Origin of the sequence: Citrobacter sp. Igbk 14, assembly GCF_028069825.1 — a bacterium.
Classification (GTDB): Bacteria; Pseudomonadota; Gammaproteobacteria; order Enterobacterales; family Enterobacteriaceae; genus Citrobacter.
The window spans coordinates 21,334-44,689 of the sequence record NZ_JANEWM010000018.1; the positions used below are offsets into that span (position 1 = coordinate 21,334).

The 23,356-nt window shown below is 52.7% G+C and carries 25 protein-coding genes; 10 read left to right on the forward strand and 15 right to left on the reverse strand.

What is annotated here, in order from left to right:
• Window positions 1–12: 12 nt before the first annotated feature.
• The gene (mutY, locus tag NNN64_RS09275; protein ID WP_271441190.1) at window positions 13–1,065 is read right to left on the reverse strand and encodes an A/G-specific adenine glycosylase; all 1,053 of its coding nucleotides are present in this window, start codon (window positions 1,063–1,065) and stop codon (window positions 13–15) included.
• 160 nt (window positions 1,066–1,225) lie between these two features.
• Between mutY and trmB the strand changes: the two genes are divergently transcribed.
• From trmB to ansB, 4 genes are all read left to right on the forward strand, one after another.
• Window positions 1,226–1,945 (forward strand): tRNA (guanosine(46)-N7)-methyltransferase TrmB, encoded by a 720-nt coding sequence (gene trmB, locus NNN64_RS09280; protein ID WP_271441191.1) that lies wholly within the window; start codon window positions 1,226–1,228, stop codon window positions 1,943–1,945.
• A complete protein-coding gene (locus tag NNN64_RS09285; RefSeq protein WP_198905818.1) occupies window positions 1,945–2,271 on the forward strand; it encodes a YggL family protein in 327 nt (108 codons plus the stop codon). Before trmB ends, NNN64_RS09285 begins: the two co-directional genes overlap by 1 nt.
• 49 nt (window positions 2,272–2,320) lie before the next feature.
• Complete coding sequence (locus tag NNN64_RS09290) at window positions 2,321–3,040, forward strand: DUF2884 domain-containing protein (RefSeq protein ID WP_271441192.1); 720 nt, start codon at window positions 2,321–2,323, stop codon at window positions 3,038–3,040.
• A gap of 189 nt (window positions 3,041–3,229) precedes the next feature.
• Window positions 3,230–4,276, forward strand: coding sequence for an L-asparaginase 2 (ansB, locus tag NNN64_RS09295; protein WP_040232083.1), 1,047 nt, complete (start codon window positions 3,230–3,232; stop codon window positions 4,274–4,276).
• A gap of 118 nt (window positions 4,277–4,394) precedes the next feature.
• Here ansB and hemW read toward each other — a convergent pair whose 3' ends face one another.
• Genes hemW through NNN64_RS09320 form a run of 5 tightly spaced genes read right to left on the reverse strand, consistent with a single transcriptional unit; the run spans window position 4,395 to window position 7,701 of the window.
• The gene (hemW, locus tag NNN64_RS09300; RefSeq protein ID WP_271441193.1) at window positions 4,395–5,531 is read right to left on the reverse strand and encodes a radical SAM family heme chaperone HemW; all 1,137 of its coding nucleotides are present in this window, start codon (window positions 5,529–5,531) and stop codon (window positions 4,395–4,397) included.
• Window positions 5,524–6,117: an XTP/dITP diphosphatase gene (locus NNN64_RS09305; RefSeq protein ID WP_271441194.1), complete on the reverse strand. Its 594-nt coding sequence runs from the start codon at window positions 6,115–6,117 to the stop codon at window positions 5,524–5,526. The genes hemW and NNN64_RS09305 overlap by 8 nt, the downstream gene beginning before the upstream one ends.
• 7 nt (window positions 6,118–6,124) lie before the next feature.
• A complete protein-coding gene (gene yggU, locus NNN64_RS09310; protein ID WP_271441195.1) occupies window positions 6,125–6,415 on the reverse strand; it encodes a DUF167 family protein YggU in 291 nt (96 codons plus the stop codon).
• On the reverse strand, window positions 6,412–6,978 hold the full coding sequence (locus tag NNN64_RS09315) for a YggT family protein (RefSeq protein ID WP_003825417.1): 567 nt from the start codon (window positions 6,976–6,978) through the stop codon (window positions 6,412–6,414). The genes yggU and NNN64_RS09315 overlap by 4 nt, the downstream gene beginning before the upstream one ends.
• 18 nt (window positions 6,979–6,996) lie before the next feature.
• Window positions 6,997–7,701: a YggS family pyridoxal phosphate-dependent enzyme gene (locus NNN64_RS09320; RefSeq protein ID WP_271441196.1), complete on the reverse strand. Its 705-nt coding sequence runs from the start codon at window positions 7,699–7,701 to the stop codon at window positions 6,997–6,999.
• Between the two features lie 17 nt (window positions 7,702–7,718).
• Here NNN64_RS09320 and NNN64_RS09325 point away from each other — a divergent pair, with 17 nt between their 5' ends.
• Complete coding sequence (locus tag NNN64_RS09325; protein ID WP_271441197.1) at window positions 7,719–8,699, forward strand: type IV pilus twitching motility protein PilT; 981 nt, start codon at window positions 7,719–7,721, stop codon at window positions 8,697–8,699.
• Here NNN64_RS09325 and ruvX read toward each other — a convergent pair.
• From ruvX to metK, 8 genes are all read right to left on the reverse strand, one after another.
• On the reverse strand, window positions 8,696–9,112 hold the full coding sequence (gene ruvX / locus NNN64_RS09330; protein ID WP_137382616.1) for a Holliday junction resolvase RuvX: 417 nt from the start codon (window positions 9,110–9,112) through the stop codon (window positions 8,696–8,698). The two genes, NNN64_RS09325 and ruvX, sit on opposite strands and share 4 nt — an antisense overlap.
• The gene (locus NNN64_RS09335; protein WP_170974365.1) at window positions 9,112–9,675 is read right to left on the reverse strand and encodes a YqgE/AlgH family protein; all 564 of its coding nucleotides are present in this window, start codon (window positions 9,673–9,675) and stop codon (window positions 9,112–9,114) included. Before NNN64_RS09335 ends, ruvX begins: the two co-directional genes overlap by 1 nt.
• Before the next feature lie 176 nt (window positions 9,676–9,851).
• Entirely contained in the window at window positions 9,852–10,799 is a 948-nt protein-coding gene (gene gshB, locus NNN64_RS09340; RefSeq protein WP_271441198.1) for a glutathione synthase, read from the reverse strand.
• Window positions 10,800–10,818: 19 nt separating this feature from the next.
• Window positions 10,819–11,550, reverse strand: coding sequence for a 16S rRNA (uracil(1498)-N(3))-methyltransferase (gene rsmE, locus NNN64_RS09345; protein ID WP_271441199.1), 732 nt, complete (start codon window positions 11,548–11,550; stop codon window positions 10,819–10,821).
• 74 nt (window positions 11,551–11,624) lie between these two features.
• Complete coding sequence (gene endA / locus NNN64_RS09350) at window positions 11,625–12,332, reverse strand: deoxyribonuclease I (protein WP_271441200.1); 708 nt, start codon at window positions 12,330–12,332, stop codon at window positions 11,625–11,627.
• A gap of 94 nt (window positions 12,333–12,426) precedes the next feature.
• Window positions 12,427–12,924, reverse strand: coding sequence for a SprT family zinc-dependent metalloprotease (locus tag NNN64_RS09355; protein ID WP_271441201.1), 498 nt, complete (start codon window positions 12,922–12,924; stop codon window positions 12,427–12,429).
• 77 nt (window positions 12,925–13,001) lie between these two features.
• Window positions 13,002–14,396 carry a galactose/proton symporter gene (galP, locus tag NNN64_RS09360; RefSeq protein ID WP_137382622.1) on the reverse strand — a complete coding sequence of 465 codons (1,395 nt, stop codon included), beginning with the start codon at window positions 14,394–14,396 and terminating at the stop codon, window positions 13,002–13,004.
• Between the two features lie 402 nt (window positions 14,397–14,798).
• Entirely contained in the window at window positions 14,799–15,953 is a 1,155-nt protein-coding gene (metK, locus tag NNN64_RS09365) for a methionine adenosyltransferase (protein WP_005123306.1), read from the reverse strand.
• 541 nt (window positions 15,954–16,494) lie between these two features.
• Here metK and NNN64_RS09370 point away from each other — a divergent pair.
• From NNN64_RS09370 to speB, 4 genes are all read left to right on the forward strand, one after another.
• The gene (locus NNN64_RS09370; protein ID WP_271441202.1) at window positions 16,495–16,632 is read left to right on the forward strand and encodes a hypothetical protein; all 138 of its coding nucleotides are present in this window, start codon (window positions 16,495–16,497) and stop codon (window positions 16,630–16,632) included.
• 91 nt (window positions 16,633–16,723) lie between these two features.
• Window positions 16,724–16,855, forward strand: a complete 132-nt coding sequence (gene yqgB, locus NNN64_RS09375) for an acid stress response protein YqgB (RefSeq protein ID WP_137382624.1) — start codon at window positions 16,724–16,726, stop codon at window positions 16,853–16,855.
• Window positions 16,856–16,863: 8 nt separating this feature from the next.
• Window positions 16,864–18,840: a biosynthetic arginine decarboxylase gene (gene speA, locus NNN64_RS09380; protein WP_137382625.1), complete on the forward strand. Its 1,977-nt coding sequence runs from the start codon at window positions 16,864–16,866 to the stop codon at window positions 18,838–18,840.
• Between the two features lie 237 nt (window positions 18,841–19,077).
• Complete coding sequence (gene speB, locus NNN64_RS09385; protein WP_271441203.1) at window positions 19,078–19,998, forward strand: agmatinase; 921 nt, start codon at window positions 19,078–19,080, stop codon at window positions 19,996–19,998.
• Window positions 19,999–20,184: 186 nt separating this feature from the next.
• Here the strand turns inward: speB and NNN64_RS09390 are convergent, their stop codons facing one another.
• A complete protein-coding gene (locus NNN64_RS09390) occupies window positions 20,185–20,943 on the reverse strand; it encodes a M48 family metallopeptidase (RefSeq protein ID WP_271441204.1) in 759 nt (252 codons plus the stop codon).
• A 279-nt stretch (window positions 20,944–21,222) separates the two neighbouring features.
• On the opposite strand from NNN64_RS09390, the gene tkt reads away from it, so the two are divergent.
• Window positions 21,223–23,214, forward strand: a complete 1,992-nt coding sequence (tkt, locus tag NNN64_RS09395) for a transketolase (RefSeq protein WP_271441205.1) — start codon at window positions 21,223–21,225, stop codon at window positions 23,212–23,214.
• The last annotated feature ends 142 nt before the right edge of the window (window positions 23,215–23,356 follow it).

Genomic DNA, 23,356 nt, shown 5'->3' on the forward strand with positions numbered 1-23,356 from the left:
TCGACCGATACGTTAAATCTGCGTACCGGCGCGTAATTGCTGTAACAAACGCTCCACGGGAGCCGCCAGGCCGACTGACGGCGGTTGCGCTAAGTTATACCAGAGCGCGTTGCCTTCATCCATGCATGCGGTGAATGAGGACACGCGAAGCCACATAGGCACAATATCTAAATGGAAATGGCTAAAGGTATGGCGAAACGCATTAAGTTGGGTCAGATTATCTGCGTTAATTTGTCGTTGCGCCAGCCACTGACGAAGCCCATCTTCATCGTCAAACTGCGGAAAACAGTATAATCCCCCCCATAAGCCGCTGGGTGGGCGCTGCGCGAGCAGCACCTCATCATCATGTTGCATCAGTAAAAAATAGCCCGTCCGTTCGGGTAACGTCTGTTTGGGCTTTTTACCGGGGTATTGTGCCCAGCTTGCATTGGCGGTCGCCACACAGCCATTTTCTAACGGGCACAGGGAGCACTTAGGTTTTGAGCGCGTGCAGACCATTGCCCCTAAGTCCATCATTGCCTGGTTGAAACGCTCAACGCCGCGGGCAGGTGTGACTTGCTCGCTCAGTTCCCACAGTTTCTTCTCGACCTCTTTCTTACCAGGCCAGCCGCTGACAGCATAACAGCGAGCCAGCACGCGTTTAACGTTGCCGTCGAGAATCGGAAAATGCTGACCCAGAGAAAGCGAAAGGATCGCGCCTGCCGTTGAACGTCCAACGCCTGGCAACGCAGCCACTTCATCAAAGGTCTGTGGAAATATTCCACCATGCAGGGTGACCACCTGCTGCGCGGCCTTATGCAGATTTCGGGCACGGGCGTAATAGCCAAGGCCGGTCCATAAATGCAACACTTCATCCAGCGGTGCATGGGCTAAATCCGTAACCGTTGGGAAGCGCGCCATAAAACGCTCATAATAAGGGATAACGGTCGCAACCTGGGTTTGTTGCAGCATGACTTCTGAGAGCCATACTTTGTAAGGCGTCTTGTCAATTTGCCAGGGCAACGTTTTCCGCCCGTATTTGTCGTACCAGCTCAACACCTGAGCTGAAAATTGAGACGCTTGCATGATTACCGTTTCATTATTGCCGGGGGCAAGATTGCAGCACAGAGGCAACAGGGTGTAAACCGGAACTTTCCGCTGCTCACTTTCTTCCTTTACTTGCATCCGGCAACTAACTTTGGATAATGCCCGTTTTCGGAACTCAAACACAGCAGACTAAACTTTTATGAAGAACGACGTCATTTCACCGGAATTTGATGAAAACGGCCGCCCTTTGCGCCGGATTCGTAGTTTTGTTCGTCGCCAGGGGCGACTGACGAAAGGGCAGGAACACGCGCTGGAAAACTACTGGCCGGTGATGGGCGTTGAGTTCAGCGAAGAGCCCGTGGATTTCACAACGCTGTTCGGTCGCGATGCGCCAGTGACGCTGGAAATTGGTTTTGGTATGGGCGCTTCGCTGGTAGCGATGGCGAAAGCGCGTCCGGAACAAAATTTCCTTGGTATTGAAGTTCATTCTCCGGGCGTTGGCGCGTGTCTGGCATCAGCCCATGAAGAGGGCGTCGAGAACCTGCGCGTAATGTGCCATGATGCCGTTGAAGTCCTGCATAAAATGATTCCTGACAATTCTTTATCTATGGTTCAGCTGTTTTTCCCTGACCCATGGCATAAAGCACGTCATAATAAACGCCGTATCGTTCAGGTGCCGTTTGCTGAACACATTTTGAGCAAACTGAAGCCTGGCGGCGTTTTCCACATGGCAACCGACTGGGAAGCTTATGCGGAACACATGCTTGAAGTGATGTCCTCCATTGACGGATATAAAAATCAGTCAGAGAGTAACGATTATGTACCGCGCCCGGAATCGCGCCCGGTAACCAAATTTGAACAACGTGGTCATCGTCTTGGCCACGGCGTATGGGACTTAATGTTCGAGAGGGTGAAATAATGGCAAAGAACCGTAGCCGTCGTCTGCGTAAAAAAATGCACATCGACGAATTCCAGGAAGTCGGATTTTCGGTTGCATGGCGTTTCCCGGAAGGTACATCGGGCGAGCAGGTCGATAAAATCGTTGATGACTTTATTGATGAAGTGATTGAGCCGAACAAGCTGGCTTTTGACGGCAGCGGCTATCTGGCCTGGGAAGGTCTGATCTGCCTGCAGGAAATCGGCAAATGCACTGAAGAGCATCAGGCAATCGTGCGTAAGTGGCTGGAAGAGCACAAACTCGAAGAAGTGCGCACCAGCGAACTTTTCGATATTTGGTGGGACTAAGTAGCAAAGGGTCGGCAAATGCCGGCCCGATTTGTATTGAGGGAAAGATATGATGCGCAAAACGCTGCTGGCGGCAGTCCTAACGTTCACGGCGATGGCCGCACATGCAGATTACCAGTGCAGCGTCACCCCGCGTGACGATGTGATTTTGAGCCCACAAGCGGTGCAGGTGAAGGGCGAGAACGGCGACCTGATTATTACCCAGGCCGGCGATGTCACCTTTAACGGTAAACAGTACAACCTGAACGCCGCACAGCGTGAGCAGGCCAAAGATTATCAGGCGGCGTTGCGTAGCAGCCTGCCGTGGATTGACGAAGGTGCCAGAGCGCGCGTAGAGAAAGGTCGTGTGGCACTGGATAAAATCATCGCCAAAGAAGTGGGTGAAAGCAGCAACATGCGTGGCCGCTTAACCAAGCTGGATGCGCAATTGAAAGAGCAGATGAACCGCATCATCGAGCACCGTACAGACGGTCTGACCTTCCATTATAAGGCGATTGATCAGGTCCGCGCGGACGGACAACAGCTGGTCAATCAGGCGATGGGCGGTATTTTGCAGGACAGCATCAACGAGATGGGAGCGAAAGCCGTGCTCAAAGGCGGTGGTAATCCACTGCAGGGCGTGCTCGGTAGTCTGGGCGGTTTGCAAACGTCAATTCAGAATGAGTGGAAGAATCAGGAACAAGACTTCCAGCAGTTTGGCAAAGATGTTTGCGCACGCGTCGTGATGCTGGAAGATAACCGTAAATCCCTGGTTAGCACTCTGAAATAATATTCACCTCTTTTTAACGGCATAGAAACATTTCTGTGCCGTTTTATTTTATGTTTATCTTCTTTTTTGATATCCATCTCTAAGAATAACAATTTCATGGAAATATAAATCTGGTTAATTGGATTGCGTCACATTATTCATCTGTGGGATGGACATAATGCAGCAAATTCAAGTAACTGGAGAAATAACATGGAGTTTTTCAGAAAAACGGCACTGGCAGCATTGGTTATGGGTTTCAGCGGTGCAGCGCTGGCATTACCCAATATCACCATTTTAGCGACTGGCGGGACGATTGCTGGTGGCGGTGATTCCGCGACAAAATCTAACTACACGGCGGGTAAAGTTGGTGTAGAAAACCTGGTAGATGCAGTGCCCCAGCTGAAAGACATTGCGGTCGTGAAAGGTGAGCAGGTAGTGAATATCGGCTCCCAGGATATGAATGACGAAGTCTGGTTAACACTGGCGAAGAAGATCAACACTGAGTGCGATAAGACTGACGGATTTGTGGTTACTCATGGTACGGATACCATGGAAGAAACCGCCTATTTCCTCGACCTGACCGTGAAGTGCAACAAGCCGGTGGTACTGGTCGGCGCAATGCGTCCGTCTACGGGTATGAGCGCCGATGGCCCGTTCAACCTGTATAACGCAGTGGTAACTGCCGCAGATAAAGCCTCAGCTAACCGCGGTGTGCTGGTGGTGATGAACGACACCGTTATGGATGGTCGCGACGTGACCAAAACCAATACCACCGATGTCGCTACCTTCAAATCCGTTAACTATGGCCCGCTGGGTTATATCCATAACGGAAAAATCGACTACCAGCGTACGCCTGCGCGTAAGCACACCACATCGACTCCGTTTGATGTTTCTAAGCTGACCGAGCTGCCGAAAGTGGGGATTGTTTACAACTACGCGAATGCTTCCGATCTGCCGGCAAAAGCGCTGGTTGATGCCGGTTACGCCGGGATCGTCAGTGCGGGTGTAGGTAACGGCAACCTGTATAAAACCATTTTTGATACGCTGGCAACTGCCGCGCATAAAGGTACGGTAGTCGTACGTTCATCCCGTGTACCGACGGGTGCAACTACCCAGGATGCAGAAGTGGATGATGCGAAATACGGATTTGTGGCTTCAGGCTCGCTGAACCCGCAAAAAGCGCGTGTTCTGCTGCAGCTGGCATTGACTGAAACCAAAGATCCTAAGCAGATTCAGGAAATGTTTAATCAGTATTAATAGCTGAAGGTGGCTGTGCCCTGGCCTTTCGTAGGCCGGATAAGGCGCAGCCGCCATCCGGAAAATTGCCTGATGGCGCTACGCTTATCAGGCCTACGTTCACTATATCATTACCGTATTACTCCGCCAGAAACAGCTCCAGCAGCGAATTCAAAAACAGCTTACCGTGCTGGGTAATCTGCCAGTACTCATCGCACTCGCTCAAATAGCCCTGCGCGATAGCCTCTTCAATCTGTTGACGAATAACTTCTTCGCTAAGCCCGGTGTATTGCGTGAATTCAGCGCGTGGTGCGGCTTCCAGTAACCGGAAACGATTCATAAAGAACTCGAACGGCTTATCGGCCTCAGCGACATCACGCTGACTTTCTAAGTAGCGTCCTTGCATATAACCGCGTGGATGCCGCGTTTTGGTGGTGCGCAGGATCCGCCCGTCCGGGAATGTGACTTTACCGTGTGCGCCGCAGCCAATGCCAAGATAGTCACCAAAGCGCCAGTAGTTCAGGTTGTGCTGACATTGATAGCCCGGCTTTGCATAAGCTGAGGTCTCATACTGCTGATATCCGGCAGCGGTCAGCAACTGGTGGCCTTGTTCAAAAATATCCCACAGCGCGTCATCGTCTGGTAATACGGGTGGACGAGAGCCGAACAGCGTGTTGGGTTCAATAGTCAGTTGATACCAGGAGAGATGCGGTGGATTCAGCGCGATAGCTTGCTGCAAATCGCCCAGCGCCTCTTCCAGCGTTTGATCCGGCAGACCGTGCATCAGATCGAGGTTAAAGCTACGTAGCCCCAGACCACTCGCCAGGTGCGCGGCACGTTTGGCTTCTTCCGGTCCGTGGATACGTCCCAGACGTTCGAGCTTGGCGGAGCTAAAGCTCTGCACACCAATAGATATCCGGTTGACCCCGGCGCGTTGATAATCGACAAAGCGATCGGCTTCAACAGTTCCGGGGTTCGCTTCCATCGTGATTTCTGCATCTGTCGCCAGATTCAGGCGTGCACGCACGCCGTCCAGCAGCGTTTGCATCGCCGGACCAGAGAGCAGGCTCGGCGTACCGCCACCAATAAAGATCGTCTTTATTTCACGTCCCTGAGCGTGTGTAACCTCGGTATCCAGATCGCTCAGCAGATGTTGCACGTAGTCGTCATGTGGGACTTCGCCCTTCAACGCATGCGAGTTGAAATCACAGTAGGGGCATTTCTGTACGCACCACGGGATGTGAATATACAGACTTAGCGGTGGAAGCTTAACCATTACGCAGGGCATCCAACAGCAGCTTCAGCGCCTGTCCGCGGTGGGAGATCGCACTTTTCTCCTCACGGGTCAGCTCTGCCGCGGTTTTCCCTTCAGACGGCACAAAGAAGATAGGATCGTAGCCAAAACCACCGGTACCGGCAGGTTCGCGGGTGATTACGCCAGGCCAGCTTCCGTGGCAAACAATAGGGGTCGGATCATCTGCGTGGCGCATATAAACCAGTACGCAGTGGAATTGCGCCTGGCGCTTCTCGTCGGGCACATCCTGCAAAGTATGCAGCAACTTTTCCAGGTTCTGTCTGTCAGTCGCATCTTCACCAGAATAGCGTGCTGAATAGATACCTGGCGCGCCGCCCAGCACGTCTACCGCCAGACCGGAATCATCGGCAATAGCAGGAAACCCGGTGATTTGCGCTGCATGGCGCGCTTTCAGAATGGCATTTTCAATAAACGTCAGGCCGGTTTCTTCAGCGGAATCAACGCCCAGATCCGTTTGGGCAACGACATCAAGGCCGAAATCGCTCAGAAGAGAGGCGAGTTCACGCACTTTACCGGCATTGCCGGTCGCGAGGACAACTTTTTGCATGGGATACCTAATCAGTTAGCGCCGCAATTTCTGGCGGGATCTGTTGCGGATGAATGATTTTAACCTGTTTATGACGGCCAAGCTCGCCCTTCTCAATGACGATCTGGCTTTTCGCTACGCGGAACTGTTTGCCGAGAAACTTCACCAGATGGCTGTTCGCTTGCCCGTCGACTGGCGGGGCTGTAATGGCGACTTTTATTTCGTCGCCATGTAAGCCCACAATACTGTCACGGCTGGCTTTTGGCTGAATGTAGAGCCGTAAAACCAGACCGTCATCGCAGGGTGTCACGGCACTCATAGCGCCATCCACAGCCCCGGCAGCAACATATTGCCAGTCGCCTGTAATACCTCTGCGATCCCCATGTTAATGACATAGAGCAGCAGCACCAGGATCATTGGGGAGAAGTCGATTCCACCCATGCCTGGAAGTATGCGACGGATAGGGCGCAGCAACGGGTCCGCCAGTTGAATCAGTACGTATTCCACAGGGCTGCGACCCTGGCTGACCCAGCTCATGATGGCCATCACTAAAAGAACCCAGAAAATCAGCAATCCAATGGTTTTCAGGACGATCAACACCGCGGCGATCCAGATGATTGGCTGGAACGTGACCACCTTAAACAGCACGATGGCTTTGATAAAGCTGAGAACGAGCGCAACTAATGCTGATGCGCTGTCAATCGGCCCCATCGGTGGAATAATGCGGCGTAATGGCCCAATAATGGGCTGGGTGATTTTCACAATAAACTGTGAGAACGGGTTGTAAAAATCGCAGCGAGACCACTGCATCCACACGCGCAATAGCAGCGCCATGGTATACAGCTCAATTACCGTTGAGAGCAGGAAGGTCAACGTATTCATGGTGTTCCTTAGTTTTCCTTAATTTTTTGTGTAATCACGAGCACCAAAAATGGCAGTGCCAATGCGCACCATCGTGCTACCCGCCGCGATGGCGGCATCCATATCATCAGACATCCCCAGTGAGAGGGTGTCGATATCTGGGTAGCGCGTTTTCAACCCGGCAAATGCTACAGCCATTTGCTGTGCAACTTCAAACTGCCTTACATAATCTGACTCTGGCGCCGGGATCGCCATCAGCCCACGTAGGGTTATACGTGGTAGCGCGGCGACGTCGGCGGCCAGCGCATCAAGCTCAGCCAGCGGAATACCTGACTTGCTATTCTCATCGCTGATATTTATCTGAATCAGTACATTCAGCGGTGGCAGATCGGCCGGGCGTTGTTCGCTCAGGCGAGCCGCGATACGCAGGCGGTCGATTGTATGACACCAGTCAAAATGTTCAGCCACCAGACGGCTTTTGTTGGACTGCAGCGGGCCGATAAAGTGCCACTGCAGACCTTCAATACCGTTTTCTTTGAAGTAGCGGATCTTATCCACGCCTTCCTGAACATAGTTTTCGCCAAAGGCGTGCTGCCCGGCGACGATGGCTTCTTCGATGGCGCTCGCAGGTTTGGTTTTACTGACTGCAAGCAACGTAACTTCTTCTGAAGACCGCCCGCAACGCGTCGCGGCGGCTGAGATTTTGTCCCGGACATGTGCCAGGTTATGCGCGATATCGTTCATTTTCCGAGGATGTTCATGTGAATATGGAAGAAATAGTGGCCCTTAGTGTAAAGCATAACGTGTCGGATCTACACCTGTGCAATGCATGGCCTGCGCGTTGGCGCATACGGGGAAAGGTGGAAATCGCGCCATTTACTACGCCGGACGTAGAGACGCTGCTGATGTACTGGCTCAACGACCAACAGCAGGTACAGTGGCGTGAGCAGGGGCAAATTGATTTTGCTATTGCGCTGGCAGATTCCCGGCGTTTACGCGCCAGCGCTTTTGTTCATCAACAGGGAACGTCGCTGGCGCTAAGATTGCTACCGCTTGATTGTCCTCGTTTAGACGATCTCCAGGCTCCCGAGGCTATACCTGACCTGCTGCACAGTGAAAATGGGTTAATTCTGGTTACAGGAGCTACCGGTAGCGGCAAATCGACCACACTGGCTGCGATGGTGGAGCACCTTAATCACCATGTTGCGGGGCATATTCTGACGCTGGAAGACCCGATTGAATATCGCTACACCAGCCAGCGCTGTCTTATTCAACAACGGGAGGTGGGCGCACACTGTGCTTCTTTTGCCGCCGGCTTGCGCGGCGCGCTGCGTGAAGATCCCGACGTCATTTTGCTGGGCGAACTGCGCGATGTTGAAACCATCCGGCTGGCCTTAACAGCGGCGGAAACGGGGCATCTGGTGCTGGCAACGCTACACACGCGTGGGGCTGCACAAGCCATTGCGCGGCTGGTAGACACTTTTGCGGCATCAGAGAAAGATCCCGTGCGTAATCAACTGGCGGATAGCCTGCGGGCAGTGCTTTCACAGAAACTGGAGGAAGATAAGCAGGGCGGACGGGTGGCGTTATTTGAACTGCTCGTTAATACACCCGCCGTTGGCAACCTGATCCGCGAAGGGAAGAACCATCAGCTACCCGGCGTGATACAAACCGGGCAACAATCAGGTATGCAGACATTTGCACAAAGTCTGCAGCTGCGACAGGCGCAGGGGCGGCTTTAGTCGCCCTGTTCGAAATAGCTTTCGAGGATCACAACGGCAGACGCGGAGTCTACTTTGCCTTTATTCAGCGCACGGTATCCACCCTGCTCAAACAGGCCGGAGCGGGCTTCGACGGTACTCAGCCGTTCGTCATGCAATGTAACGGTGACACCGAAACGACCATGAATGCGGTTGGCGAATTTGCGCGCGCGTGCGGTCAGGGGTTGCTCAGTACCATCCATATTGAGCGGCAGGCCGACGATGATTTCATCTGGTTGCCACTCTTTTAGCAGGCGTTCAATCAAATTCCAGTCCGGCGTACCGTCCTGAGCTTTGATTGCAGGCAGGGGTCTGGCTGTGCCGGTAATACGTTGACCAATCGCCACGCCAATGCTTTTGGTTCCAAAATCAAACGAGAGTAATGTTTCACTCATTATGCATGTCCCGCCACGCCAGGCATGGTCAAAATATCTATGCCGATAAGTTTTGCAGCATCGCGCCAGCGATCGGCGATCGGTGTTTTAAACAAGATGTTGAGATCGGCGGGGGCGGTGAGCCAGGCGTTATCCAACAGTTCTTGTTCAAGCTGGCCCTTTTCCCAGGATGAATAACCTAATGCGACCAGCACTTCGGACGGTTGTTCCTGGGTACCTAAGGTTTCTAAAACATCGCGGGATGTCGTGATGATGGTGTTATCGGAAATTAAGATACTGGATGCAAAACGGGCGGGTGGGGTATGCAGAATAAATCCGCGGTCTTCCGCCAAAGGGCCGCCGAGCATCACTGCTTTATCCAGACGGATGGACGGATCGCGTCCTTCAGGCGTGATCTTCAGCTTTTCCAGAATCCCTTCAATCTGTAAGTTTTCCAGGGGCTTATTGACGATAATCCCCATAGCACCGTTCTCATTATGTTCACAGATGTACACCACAGCGCGGCGGAAAATAGGATCCTGGAGAGCAGGCATGGCAATAAGAAAGTGATGCTGTAAATTCATTGTCAGAGGTTCTGTTTCCTGGTTCAAAAAAGCAACAGTGCCCAGTATGTGGGCAAAGCGAGAAGATGTCACCCTCTGAAAATAGCGTTGCCGGATGAAGGGCGCGCCTTATCCGGCCTACGGGGTGCAATTCCAGTCCGGATAAGACGCGAAGGCGTCTCCATCCGGAAACGTATTTACTTCTGTAGACGAGCCTCAATGGCATCCATCAGCATTCCGGTAATAGAGACCGGGAACTCTGCTTCGATTTCACGAATACAGGTTGGGCTGGTGACGTTTATTTCAGTCAGGCGATCGCCAATGATATCCAGGCCGACAAAGATCAGACCTTTGGCTTTCAGGGTTGGTCCAATGCGACGGGCAATTTCCCAGTCACTGTTGGTTAATGGGCGCGGTTCGCCACGACCACCGGCAGCCAGGTTGCCTCGGGTTTCTCCACCCTGCGGAATGCGCGCCAGGCAATACGGTACAGGTTCGCCATCGACTACCAGGACACGTTTGTCGCCGTCTTTAATTGCTGGCAGATAGTTCTGCGCCATGCAGTAGCGGGTACCGTGCTCGGTCAGCGTTTCGGCAATCACGCCGAGGTTCGGATCGCCTTCCTTCACACGGAAGATAGATGCGCCACCCATGCCGTCCAGCGGTTTGAGAATAATGTCGTTGTGCTTTTGCCAGAAGGCTTTCAGCTGTGCCTTGTTACGCGTGACCAGCGTTTCCGGTGTCAGGTCGGCGAACCAGGCGGTGAACAGCTTTTCGTTGCAATCACGCAGACTCTGCGGCTTGTTAACGATCAGCGTCCCTTGTTCTTCTGCACGTTCCAGAATGTAGGTTGCGTAGATGAACTCAGTATCAAACGGGGGATCCTTACGCATCAGGATGACGTCCAGATCTGCCAGCGGGAGATCCTGTTCGTTGTTGAACTCATACCATTTGTCGTAGTTCTGCTCGACGCTCAGAGTACGCGTACGGGCGCGGGCTTCCCCGTTGATCAGATAAAGATCGGCCATCTCCATATAGTGAAGTTCATAACCACGACGTTGTGCTTCCAGTAGCATAGCAAAACTGGAATCTTTCTTGATGTTGATGCTTGTGATGGGGTCCATCACGATGCCGAGCTTAATCATGTTCTTCTCCGTTTATGCCTTAGCCCAGATCGCCAAAACGCACCTGAAGCGCGGTAATGGCGGTGAGCGCAGTTGTCTCTGTACGCAGAACGCGAGGTCCTAACAGGATATCAGTAAACTGATAACGTGCGGTCATGGCAATTTCATCTGCCGACAGCCCACCCTCCGGGCCAATCAGCAAGCGGATACGCTCTACGGGTAGCGGCAGTGTGTTAATGCTGGCGCTGGCGCGTGGATGCAGGTTCAACTTCAACCCTTCGTCTTGTTCGGCGCACCATGCTTCCAGATCCATTGCCGGGCGAATTTCAGGTACCCGGTTACGACCGCATTGTTCGCAGGCGGCAATGGCAATTTTCTGCCACTGCTGGAGTTTCTTGTTCAGGCGTTCACTGTCCAGTTTAACGCCGCAGCGCTCAGAAAAAAGTGGCGTAATGAGGCTTACACCCAGTTCGATCGATTTCTGGATAGTGAATTCCATTTTTTCGCCACGTGACATGACTTGTCCAAGATGGATATGCAACGGTGATTCACGATCGTCGAGTTCGGCGTTAATAACCTTCACGTCCACGCTTTTCTTACTGGCATGGGTGATTTCGGCGTCAAATACCTGATTACTGCCGTCAAATAGCTGCAGGGCCTGGCCGGGGCCCATGCGTAGTACGCGACCAATATGATTGGCGGCATCCTCACACAGTGAAATTTGGCTACCGGAAGTGATTGGCTCAGGGTGATAAATGCGGGGAATGCGCATAGTTAAACATCCGCGTCATGGCCCTGAGCTATTTAAGGCCAGGGCATGGTTAAAAATATTGACGCTAGTGTAGGTTAGCTCTTTTGTGCCTGGCAAGCGCGTTGCACATATGGATTATGGTTACCCTGTACCTTTGCAATACGCTCATCACGTTCACACTCCCAGTCGGTTACCGGATACTGCTTATTCCAGGCGTTAAAAAGCTGGGTTTGTTGGCGGGAGAGTGTGAGATCGTACTGGTCGCGCATGTAAAAATAGGTACGAGCAATGGCGCCACGGGCGCGCGCTGGCGGCTCGGCAACTTTCTCTTTGAAGTCGACTTTCATGGCGCACTGTCCATATTGGCCTTCGCCGCCGTTCCACTGGCTGTACATGAAGTTTGCGCGATCGCCATTGACTTCACCTACTGCCGGCTGCAGGTTATGCATATCGCTTTCCATCTTGCGATAGACCGGATCTTTGGCGCAGTTTTTACGCCCACCCTCCTGCCAGCACTGGCGCTGATGGCCAAATTGCCATGCAGGAACCACGTGCTCCCACTCAATTCGGCTGGCTCGGTTTTCATTTTTTCGCACTTTGTAACCGCAAGATTCGAGGTCCACGACCCCTTTTTTGCCTTGCCAGTTAATCTTACAACCACAGTAGAAGTCGCCCGGCGCATCGGCGTTAACCTTGACGCCCGCTGCTTTTGCCTGAGAAAAACTGTTGATGCCTTCGGCTAAAACCGGGCCTGAAAACGCAGCGGCTAACAGGGCCGCTGCAAAAGAAAGATTACGGTACATCACGAACTCCGTGTCAAAACGAGCCCGCAACGTAGCGAAAGTTATTCCTGTATGCAATCAGTTAGATCAGAAAAGTTCCTGATAATTCTGATGATTATTCTGCAATCAGCGGCTCACCGCAGTGGACGCAGCGGTAGGTGGCTTCACCGCGTACAACGCGGTTATGGCGGCGGACCGTCAGTTGGTGTTCCTGGCACTTACAGCGGTAGGTAAAGGTCTTGCGTTGTATGGATTGCAGTTCAAACTGATGCGTGCGTCGGGCTGGAACGCCCAGCACGCTCTCCATCATCCATTTCCATTCTTTGCCGTGTGGCGGTACGCGGCCAAAGTGCTTCCACACCAGCAAATGTGCCAGTTCATGGGGTACTACCTCATTCACGAACGCGTCGATATTCTCCATCAACAGTACCGGATTGAGGCGGATTTCGTAGGTTTGTAACCACGCGGTGCCTGCAGCGGTGCCGCGCTGTTGGTACACCAGCTTAGGTTCCGGATAATTACGCTCGAGCTTGAGATTGGCCTGTGCGAGTTTTTCCCGCAGGCTGCGCATAACGGCTTGCTGGATAGCGATGGGAAGACGGGTGGTTTTCATAACGCCAGAGGATAGTGCGACAGGGAAGGGACTGCAAGAAGAAGGCTTCCTCCCGGCGGGAGGAAGCAATGAGATGATTAATCGTGCGCGCCAATTTCGCGCAGTTTACGACCTTTCATTAGGTTACGTTCGATGTGTTCCAAAGAGACGTTTTTGGTTTCCGGAATCAGCCACAGGGTCAGGAAGATGAACAGTACGTTCAGGCCACCGTAGACCCAGAAGGTGTTGGCGCTGCCCAGCGAATTCAGCATCGTCAGGAAGGTTGCGCCGACAATCATGTTGGCAATCCAGTTGGTTGCGGTAGAGCAGGTGATACCGAAATCGCGGCCTTTCAGCGGCTGAATTTCAGAGCACAGCACCCAAATCAGCGGACCGGCGCTCATGGCGAAGCCAACAATAAACATTAGCAGCATCAGCACCGCGAAGTATTGAGCGGCTGCCGAGTGAATGCCTACGTGCATCATCGTGCCCAGTACGCCCATACCGACGGCCATCACGATAAAGCCGAGGATCAGCGTAGGTTTACGTCCCCAACGGTCAACCAGGCCAATGGCGATAAAGGTTGCCAGCACGTTAGTCAGACCGACAATAACGGTCCCCCACATCTGTTCAGTGGTATTGGTATAACCCGCCAGTTCAAAGATTTTTGGCGCGTAGTACATGATGACGTTCATCCCGGTGAACTGCTGCATCACCTGTAACAGTACGCCCAGGAACACCGCGCGACGGAAGTTGCTGTTTTCTTTAAACAGCGCCCAGCCACTCTGTTTTACCTGCAGGCTTTCACGAATCTCATCCAGCTCGCGCTTAGCTTCTGCACTGGTATCACGCAGACGCAACAGAACGCGCTCGGCATCGACAAAGCGACGTTTAGCCGCGAACCAGCGTGGGCTGTCTGGCAAGAAGATAACGCCAACCAGCAGTAACAAGGCCGGGATGATGATCACGCCCAGCATCCAGCGCCATGCGCCACTGTAGCTAAACGCGGTATCGGACAGATAGGCACCAAGGATCCCAATGGTGATCATCAACTGATACATGGAGATCATGCTGCCGCGAATTTTTTCCGGCGCGATTTCGGACAGATAAAGCGGCGCGGTGTAAGACGCAACGCCGACAGCCAGACCCAACAGTACGCGAGAAACCAACAGTACTTCCACGTTAGGCGCCGCTGCGGAGAACAGTGAGCCGGCAACAAACAGGATGGCACCGATCATCAGGCTTTTTTTACGACCCAGTTTGAAAGAGAGCCAGCCGCTACCGACAGCACCGACTGCTGCACCAAACATCATGGAACTCACCACCCATTCCTGAGTGTGTGCAGTAATTTGGAACTCATCGGTGATGAAAGGTAAAGCACCAGCAATAACACCGATATCCAGGCCAAAAAGTAATCCTGCCAGGGCTGCAAGGAAGCAGACAAAGAATGTCATGGCTTTGTTGGAACGCCCCGCTTTTTTATAGTCAGGCATGATGCCCTCCGGTTGGGTAACTAGTTTTGTTGATGTTAAGGGTAGGTGAGTACGGGGTAAAAAAATGCGAATCACATCACATTAGTGTAATCGGTTACACTGGCATTCATCACGATTATTGGTTAACTATTTGAAAGTTAACATTTTATAATGCGATTAAATATAGCTGATTGCCTGGAATTAAGACAATCCTGAAAAGTAATGTAACAGTGATGCAGGCGCGACGGAAAAGAGATGTTAACTCGTTGTGGATAGAAAAGCGGTGATGTGTAATCGCTTTCATTTTTATTGAAAGAGATGATTCACTGTATTGTTCAGGTGACGAGGTGTTGGAGGAGAATAGGGGAATAAAAAAAAGACCAGCACGAGGCTGGTCTTAATAAGCGGACAGTCTTCAGTAAATTACTTCAGACCGGCAGCGTCACGCAGCAGTTGCGCTTTGTCGGTTTTTTCCCATGGGAAATGTTCACGACCAAAGTGACCGTAAGCTGCGGTTTCTTTGTAGATCGGGTGCAGCAGATCCAGCATCTGAATCAGACCGTATGGACGCAGATCGAAGAACTCGCGCACCAGCAGGGTCAACTGCTCTGAAGGTACTTTTTCGGTACCAAAGGTTTCAACCATGATAGAGGTCGGTTCAGCTACACCGATAGCGTAGGAAACCTGAATCTCACAACGGTCTGCCAGACCTGCAGCGACGATATTTTTTGCCACATAACGTGCAGCGTAGGCCGCAGAACGGTCAACTTTAGACGGATCTTTACCGGAGAATGCACCGCCACCGTGACGGGCCATGCCGCCGTAGGTATCAACGATGATTTTACGACCAGTCAGACCGCAGTCACCCATTGGGCCGCCGATCACAAAACGACCCGTCGGGTTGATGAAGAATTTGGTCGCAGCGGTCAGCCATTCGGTCGGCAGTACCGGTTTGATGATCTCTTCCATGACGGCTTCTTGCAGAGATTTCTGGTCGATATCTTCAGCGTGCTGAGTCGACAGAACCACGGCATCAATACCGACAATTTTACCGTCGTCATACTGGAAAGTGACCTGGCTTTTTGCATCCGGACGCAGCCACGGCAGAGTACCGTTTTTGCGTACTTCAGCCTGACGCTGTACCAGACGATGCGCGTAGGTGATTGGCGCAGGCATCAGCACGTCGGTTTCATTGGTTGCATAACCAAACATCAGACCCTGGTCGCCAGCGCCTTGTTCCAGCGGATCCGCGCGGTCAACACCCTGGTTGATATCCGGAGACTGCTTACCGATGGCGCTCAGAACTGCGCAAGAGTTGGCGTCAAAGCCCATGTCGGAATGCACATAGCCAATTTCGCGAACCGTGTTACGCGTGATCTCTTCGATATCTACCCAAGCGCTGGTAGTGATCTCGCCGCCAACTAAAACCATACCGGTTTTGACGTAGGTTTCACAGGCTACGCGTGCTTTCGGATCCTGCTCGAGGATTGCATCCAGCACGGCATCAGAGATTTGGTCAGCGATTTTGTCAGGATGCCCTTCTGATACGGACTCGGACGTAAAAAGGTGTTTTGCCATATTTAATTTCACCTAAGGAATATTTGGTTAGCTCAAACTGTCGAGTGGAATAGCCATGTGTAGAAGATTCTACCATGAGTCTGCAGATGACGGACACTGGCAGTCTGAGTGTTAATCGGTATAGATGGATTAACATCTGGACGGCTATTTTAGGATACTTCTTCGCCTGATTTCCAGCTTTTTTTGATTAAGGTCGCATTGTACTGAAAATGTAACTGGAAATTTTTCCTGACGGTGCTGGCAATGTGCATATTTATCTTTTGCATTTTGACCTTCTTATCGGTATAAAACGCGGCGCGCGGCTCATATCCGTCATACTTCAAGTTGCATGTGCGTTGGCAGTACTCGCTCGCCCCAGTCACTTACTCATGTAAGCTCCCGGGGACTCCCTGCGTTGCCGCCTTCCAGCAACTCGAATTATTTAGGATAGACAAAAGCACACGACGTTTTCATCGTGTTGCCACTTCCAGCCGGGCTAAAACTTTAGCTTTGGCTTGTGGGTTCGTTCCGTCAGGAGCAGCCGTGGAGGTGATACGAGATAATGAACCGTTGTATTCTGCTGAATCTGTCACACCGTTCTGGTGTACATATGTCCCCCGCAATCTGCATCTTGCATACCTGCCGATGTTATACCCATCTCGGCGCTTCTCAGGACTCCAGGGCCGGCTACGGTCACTAAGGACTGAACAAGGGCGCTCTTGGTAAACAAGAGTTTTCTCGTGGTTTCGCCGAACCGTCAGCATTAAGTTCGGTTACGTGTTTACAATGATATGAAAAAGAAACCGGTCGCACAGTCGGAGCGTCAGCACTATCTGCTGGAAAATCTGCCTGTTTATGGGTTGTTATCGCCTCTTCGGATTGCGATAGTAGTCAACTGTTTTACACTTGTTAATAAAATCTGAGGTTCGCTATGTCTGACGACATTTTCATGGGTTCGCCTTCGTCAGCGGGCGGACAGGGTGTACTACGCTCCATGCAGGAGGTTGCAATGAGTTCCCAGGAAGCCAGCAAGATGCTGCGTACATACAATATTGCCTGGTGGGGTAATAATTATTACGACGTCAATGAATTAGGCCACATTAGCGTGTGCCCGGACCCTGACGTCCCAGAAGCGCGTGTCGATCTCGCCGAACTGGTAAAAGCCCGTGAAGCACAGGGGCAACGTCTGCCTGCGCTGTTTTGCTTCCCGCAGATCCTGCAGCATCGTCTGCGCTCGATTAACGCGGCGTTCAAACGTGCACGTGAATCATACGGCTACAACGGCGACTACTTCCTGGTTTACCCGATCAAAGTTAACCAGCATCGCCGTGTTATTGAATCGCTGATCCACTCTGGCGAACCGTTAGGTCTGGAAGCGGGTTCGAAAGCGGAACTGATGGCGGTACTGGCGCACGCGGGTATGACCCGTAGCGTGATTGTCTGTAACGGCTATAAAGACCGCGAATACATTCGCCTGGCGCTGGTCGGTGAGAAGATGGGCCACAAGGTCTATCTGGTTATCGAGAAGATGTCTGAAATCGCCATCGTGCTGGAAGAAGCCGAGCGCCTGAACGTCGTGCCACGCCTCGGTGTTCGTGCACGTCTGGCCTCCCAGGGGTCCGGTAAATGGCAGTCTTCCGGCGGCGAGAAATCCAAGTTTGGCCTGGCGGCAAACCAGGTGCTGCAACTGGTGGAAATTCTGCGTGAGCGCGGTCGTCTGGATAGCATTCAACTGCTGCATTTCCACCTTGGTTCGCAGATGGCGAACATTCGCGATATCGCTACCGGCGTACGTGAATCAGCCCGTTTCTACGTTGAACTGCATAAACTGGGCGTAAATATCCAGTGCTTCGATGTGGGTGGTGGTCTGGGCGTGGACTATGAAGGGACCCGCTCGCAGTCCGACTGCTCTGTGAACTACGGGCTGAACGAATACGCCAACAACATTATCTGGGCGATTGGCGATGCCTGTGAAGAACATGGCTTGCCGCACCCGACGGTGATCACCGAATCTGGACGTGCTGTTACTGCACACCATACCGTACTGGTGTCGAACATTATCGGCGTTGAACGTAGCGAACACACCGAAGCCACACCGCCGGCTGAAGATGCTCCGCGCGCCCTGCAAAGTATGTGGGAAACGTGGCAGGAGATGCACGAGCCGGGTACCCGTCGCTCGTTACGTGAATGGTTGCACGATAGCCAGATGGACTTGCACGATATTCACGTCGGCTACTCTTCAGGCACTTTTAGCCTGCAGGAACGCGCATGGGCTGAACAGCTCTATCTGAATATGTGTCACGAAGTACAGAAACAACTCGACCCGAGCAACCGCGCGCATCGTCCGATTATCGACGAGCTGCAGGAGCGTATGGCGGATAAGATTTACGTCAACTTCTCTCTGTTCCAGTCGATGCCGGATGCGTGGGGTATCGATCAGTTGTTCCCGGTGATGCCGCTGGAAGGGTTGAACCAGGCCCCTGAGCGCCGGGCGGTTCTGCTGGACATTACCTGTGATTCCGATGGTGCTATCGACCATTACGTTGACGGCGACGGAATTGCCACCACCATGCCGATGCCGGAGTACGATCCGGAGAACCCGCCGATGCTGGGCTTCTTTATGGTGGGGGCTTATCAGGAGATCCTCGGTAACATGCACAACCTGTTCGGTGATACCGAAGCGGTTGACGTGTTTGTCTTCCCTGATGGCAGTGTCGAAGTTGAGTTGTCTGACGAGGGCGATACTGTGGCAGACATGCTGCAGTATGTGCAGTTGGACCCGAATACTCTGCTGACGCAGTTCCGTGATCAGGTGAAAAACACCGATCTGGATGCGGAGTTGCAGCAGCAGTTCCTCGAAGAGTTCGAAGCAGGGCTGTACGGATATACCTATCTCGAAGACGAGTAACGGTAAATGCTCAGTGGTGTTGCGCTTACCGGAGCTACGAAAGTAGGCCGGATAAGGCGAAATCGCCATCCGGCAGTCAGATTCAGAGAGGGCGGCATTTACGGCGCTCACTTGAATCTGTACAAATTAACGGCGATAATTCGCCCATACAAGTAGTCACGTAAATCAATCCCTTCCTCGTCGGGCTTAACGACGCGGAGGGGATTTTTTTTCACCGATTTTATAAGAGGTCAGTACATGAGCACCTTAGGTCATCAATACGACAACTCCCTGGTTTCTAACGCCTTTGGTTTTTTGCGTCTGCCGATGAACTTCATGCCATACGACAGTGATGCCGACTGGGTAATCACCGGCGTACCATTTGATATGGCAACATCTGGTCGTGCGGGCGGGCGTCATGGTCCGGCGGCGATCCGTCAGGTTTCCACTAACCTGGCCTGGGAACACAACCGTTTCCCGTGGAATTTCGATATGCGCGAACGTTTGAACGTCGTGGACTGCGGCGATCTGGTTTACGCGTTTGGCGATGCCCGTGAAATGAGTGAAAAGCTGCAGGCGCATGCTGAGAAGCTGCTTTCTGCTGGTAAGCGCATGCTCTCTTTTGGTGGTGACCACTTCGTCACGCTACCGCTGCTGCGCGCTCACGCGAAGCACTTTGGCAAAATGGCGCTGGTGCACTTTGATGCGCATACCGACACCTACGCCAACGGCTGTGAATTTGACCATGGTACGATGTTCTACACTGCGCCGAACGAAGGTCTGATCGATCCAAATCACTCTGTGCAGATTGGCATTCGTACTGAATTTGATAAAGACAACGGCTTTACCGTACTGGATGCCTGCCAGGTGAACGATCGCAGTGTGGATGACATCATTGCGCAGGTTAAGCAGGTAGTTGGCGATATGCCGGTATACCTGACTTTTGATATCGACTGCCTGGATCCTGCGTTTGCACCAGGTACCGGTACGCCAGTGATCGGCGGCCTGACCTCCGATCGTGCAATCAAACTGGTACGTGGTATGAAAGATCTGAACATCGTCGGCATGGACGTTGTAGAAGTCGCGCCTGCTTACGATCAGTCAGAGATCACCGCGCTGGCCGCGGCAACGTTAGCGCTGGAAATGCTGTATATTCAGGCGGCGAAGAAAGGCGAATAATAGTCGGACTATTTTACTCGTCATTTTGGGTCCGGGCAGTGCTCGCCATCCTCACGTACTACGTGTACGCTCCGGTGGCTGTGCGCTGGCCGGGCCCAAACTGACTTCGCCAATTACGTCCGATAATGGGATGAAATCTGTAGGCCGGATAAGGCATTCACGCCGCCATCCGGCACTGTTTGAAGATTACTTAATTCCGTCCGCGCTCATGCGATCGCGAATATGCTGCGCACGTTCTGCGGATGCCGGGTGATCGTCAAACATTGAGCTTTGACGTCCTGCCTCCAGTTTTGCCAGTTTCTCAAAGCTGGTGGCTAAACCCGCCGGGTTGATGCCGCGCTTGCGCAACAAATCATACGAGTAATCATCTGCTTCGGATTCCTGGCGTTGAGAGAACTGTGAATTCACCAGTTTCTCACCAAGATCGCCCAGTTGTGATTGCGACAGGCTGCCGACGATGCCGCCCGCAGATGCCGCTGCAGCACGCACGGCGTTGGTGCCTAGCGCAACCTGCATACCTTTTTTCACGTGACCCAGCGCAACGTGGCCCATTTCGTGGCCGATGACTGCTTCAACTTCGTTATCCGTCATCATATCCATCAGGCCGCTGTACACGCGGATACAGCCGTTTGCCATGGCAAAGGCATTCACATCTTTCGCCATATAGACTTTGTAGTTCACTGGCTGACCGTTAATGCTGTCGCCAAGTGCAGTGGCGATTTTGCTAAGACGCGTCGCATATTCGCTGCCAGTTGGGGCTATGGTAGCTTTGCTGTCCATATCCTTACAGGCCTGATCGCTGAGCGCTTTTACCTGAGCATCGCTCAGGCTGTAGGCCTGAAACGCCTCTGCGCCAGAAGAAAGCAGTCCATTGGAGTCCATATTCTGGCAACCGGTCAATGCCGTCGCCATGCTCATAGCAAGCAGTAAAGCGCGAATTTTCATGTTTTCTCTTCCGCACAAAGTCAGGATTATTCTAAAAATTGCGTCGTTTGCAGGTAAACCGACGCTCAGTCTAAGTATAAAGAAAAGAACAATAAGCGGGCGAGTAGATTGCGCAACATGCGCGCATGATCCAGAGATTTCTGAAACAGTAAAAGGATGCTCCATGTACATGACACGCGGCTTGGGTTACATTGTTGGCACTTTTTTCCGGCGTAGCCCAAAACGCTCTGTCGTCAAGTCGTTAAGGGCACGGCCTTCATTATCCGATCTGGAGTCAAAATGTCCTCACGTAAAGAGCTTGCCAATGCTATTCGTGCGCTGAGCATGGACGCAGTACAGAAAGCCAAATCCGGTCACCCGGGTGCCCCGATGGGTATGGCTGACATTGCCGAAGTCCTGTGGCGTGATTTCCTGAACCACAACCCGACTAACCCGTCCTGGGCTGACCGTGACCGCTTTGTGCTGTCAAACGGCCACGGCTCCATGCTGATTTATAGCCTGCTGCACCTCACCGGCTATGACCTGCCGATGTCCGAGCTGCAGAACTTCCGTCAGCTGCACTCCAAAACTCCGGGTCACCCGGAAGTGGGTTACACCGCAGGTGTGGAAACCACGACAGGTCCTTTGGGTCAGGGTATTGCGAATGCAGTGGGTATGGCTATTGCTGAAAAAACACTGGCGGCGCAGTTTAACCGTCCAGGTCACGACATCGTTGACCACTTCACCTACGCTTTCATGGGTGACGGCTGCATGATGGAAGGTATCTCTCACGAGGTATGCTCCCTGGCTGGTACGCTGAAGCTGGGCAAACTGGTGGCGTTCTACGATGACAACGGTATCTCCATCGATGGTCACGTTGAAGGCTGGTTCACCGATGACACCGCGAAGCGTTTTGAAGCTTACGGCTGGCATGTGGTTCGTGGCGTTGATGGTCACGATGCTGACGCGATTAAGCGCGCCGTTGAAGAAGCCCGTGCGGTCACCGATAAACCGTCCCTGCTGATGTGCAAAACCATCATCGGTTTCGGTTCCCCGAACAAAGCTGGCACCCATGACTCTCACGGTGCGCCGCTGGGCGATGCTGAGATCGCGCTGACCCGCGAACAGCTTGGCTGGAAATACGCGCCGTTTGAAATCCCGTCTGATATTTACGCGCAGTGGGATGCGAAAGAAGCCGGTCAGGCGAAAGAAGCAGCATGGAACGAGAAGTTCGCTGCTTATGCAAAAGCCTTCCCGCAGGAAGCCGCTGAATTCACCCGTCGTATGAAAGGCGAAATGCCGTCTGATTTCGACGCAAAAGCGAACGAATTCATTGCTAAACTGCAGGCGAACCCGTCCAAAATCGCCAGCCGTAAAGCATCCCAGAACGCGATTGAAGCGTTTGGTCCGTTGCTGCCTGAATTCCTTGGTGGCTCTGCCGACCTGGCGCCATCAAACCTGACTATCTGGTCTGGCTCTAAAGCGATTAACGAAGATGCTGCCGGTAACTACATCCATTACGGTGTACGTGAATTCGGTATGACCGCTATCGCCAACGGTATCTCTTTGCACGGTGGTTTCCTGCCGTACACCTCCACCTTCCTGATGTTCGTGGAATATGCCCGTAACGCGGTGCGTATGGCTGCGCTGATGAAACAGCGTCAGGTCATGGTCTACACCCACGACTCCATCGGTCTGGGCGAAGATGGCCCGACTCACCAGCCGGTAGAGCAGGTCGCTTCTCTGCGCGTGACCCCGAACATGAGCACATGGCGTCCGTGTGACCAGGTTGAATCCGCTGTGGCGTGGAAATACGGTGTTGAGCGTCAGGACGGCCCGACCGCGCTGATCCTCTCCCGTCAGAACCTGGCGCAGCAGGAACGTACTGCAGAACAGTTGGCTAACATCGCCCGCGGCGGCTATGTGCTGAAAGATTGCGCTGGTCAGCCGGAACTGATCTTCATCGCGACCGGTTCTGAAGTTGAGCTGGCGGTGGCGGCATGGGACAAACTGACCGCTGAAGGCGTGAAAGCGCGCGTGGTCTCCATGCCGTCTACCGACGCGTTCGACAAGCAGGATGCCGCTTACCGCGAATCCGTACTGCCGAAAGCGGTCTCTGCGCGTGTGGCAATTGAAGCCGGTATCGCTGACTACTGGTTTAAATACGTGGGCCTGAATGGCGCAATCGTCGGGATGACCACCTTCGGTGAATCTGCTCCGGCAGAGCTGCTGTTTGAAGAGTTCGGCTTTACCGTCGACAACGTCGTCGCGAAAGCAAAAGAACTGCTGTAATCGCAAACACAGCGTAAAAGGGTCGCTTCGGCGACCTTTTTTTATATTCATATCAATTTTTCTAAAAGATGATTTAGAAAAAATAATATTTTAGGCTTTTCTTAAGAATTATTCATAATTTATATTGAAATGGCGCAGGGTA

Excerpts from the sequence above, each read along its gene's own strand:
- mutY (WP_271441190.1), bottom strand. The coding sequence starts at position 1,065 with ATGCAAGCGTCTCAATTTTCAGCTCAGGTGTTGAGCTGGTACGACAAA.
- trmB (WP_271441191.1), top strand. The coding sequence starts at position 1,226 with ATGAAGAACGACGTCATTTCACCGGAATTTGATGAAAACGGCCGCCCT.
- NNN64_RS09285 (WP_198905818.1), top strand. The coding sequence starts at position 1,945 with ATGGCAAAGAACCGTAGCCGTCGTCTGCGTAAAAAAATGCACATCGAC.
- NNN64_RS09290 (WP_271441192.1), top strand. The coding sequence starts at position 2,321 with ATGATGCGCAAAACGCTGCTGGCGGCAGTCCTAACGTTCACGGCGATG.
- ansB (WP_040232083.1), top strand. The coding sequence starts at position 3,230 with ATGGAGTTTTTCAGAAAAACGGCACTGGCAGCATTGGTTATGGGTTTC.
- hemW (WP_271441193.1), bottom strand. The coding sequence starts at position 5,531 with ATGGTTAAGCTTCCACCGCTAAGTCTGTATATTCACATCCCGTGGTGC.
- NNN64_RS09305 (WP_271441194.1), bottom strand. The coding sequence starts at position 6,117 with ATGCAAAAAGTTGTCCTCGCGACCGGCAATGCCGGTAAAGTGCGTGAA.
- yggU (WP_271441195.1), bottom strand. The coding sequence starts at position 6,415 with ATGAGTGCCGTGACACCCTGCGATGACGGTCTGGTTTTACGGCTCTAC.
- NNN64_RS09315 (WP_003825417.1), bottom strand. The coding sequence starts at position 6,978 with ATGAATACGTTGACCTTCCTGCTCTCAACGGTAATTGAGCTGTATACC.
- NNN64_RS09320 (WP_271441196.1), bottom strand. The coding sequence starts at position 7,701 with ATGAACGATATCGCGCATAACCTGGCACATGTCCGGGACAAAATCTCA.
- ruvX (WP_137382616.1), bottom strand. The coding sequence starts at position 9,112 with ATGAGTGAAACATTACTCTCGTTTGATTTTGGAACCAAAAGCATTGGC.
- NNN64_RS09335 (WP_170974365.1), bottom strand. The coding sequence starts at position 9,675 with ATGAATTTACAGCATCACTTTCTTATTGCCATGCCTGCTCTCCAGGAT.
- gshB (WP_271441198.1), bottom strand. The coding sequence starts at position 10,799 with ATGATTAAGCTCGGCATCGTGATGGACCCCATCACAAGCATCAACATC.
- rsmE (WP_271441199.1), bottom strand. The coding sequence starts at position 11,550 with ATGCGCATTCCCCGCATTTATCACCCTGAGCCAATCACTTCCGGTAGC.
- endA (WP_271441200.1), bottom strand. The coding sequence starts at position 12,332 with ATGTACCGTAATCTTTCTTTTGCAGCGGCCCTGTTAGCCGCTGCGTTT.
- NNN64_RS09355 (WP_271441201.1), bottom strand. The coding sequence starts at position 12,924 with ATGAAAACCACCCGTCTTCCCATCGCTATCCAGCAAGCCGTTATGCGC.
- galP (WP_137382622.1), bottom strand. The coding sequence starts at position 14,396 with ATGCCTGACTATAAAAAAGCGGGGCGTTCCAACAAAGCCATGACATTC.
- metK (WP_005123306.1), bottom strand. The coding sequence starts at position 15,953 with ATGGCAAAACACCTTTTTACGTCCGAGTCCGTATCAGAAGGGCATCCT.
- NNN64_RS09370 (WP_271441202.1), top strand. The coding sequence starts at position 16,495 with ATGAACCGTTGTATTCTGCTGAATCTGTCACACCGTTCTGGTGTACAT.
- yqgB (WP_137382624.1), top strand. The coding sequence starts at position 16,724 with ATGAAAAAGAAACCGGTCGCACAGTCGGAGCGTCAGCACTATCTGCTG.
- speA (WP_137382625.1), top strand. The coding sequence starts at position 16,864 with ATGTCTGACGACATTTTCATGGGTTCGCCTTCGTCAGCGGGCGGACAG.
- speB (WP_271441203.1), top strand. The coding sequence starts at position 19,078 with ATGAGCACCTTAGGTCATCAATACGACAACTCCCTGGTTTCTAACGCC.
- NNN64_RS09390 (WP_271441204.1), bottom strand. The coding sequence starts at position 20,943 with ATGAAAATTCGCGCTTTACTGCTTGCTATGAGCATGGCGACGGCATTG.
- tkt (WP_271441205.1), top strand. The coding sequence starts at position 21,223 with ATGTCCTCACGTAAAGAGCTTGCCAATGCTATTCGTGCGCTGAGCATG.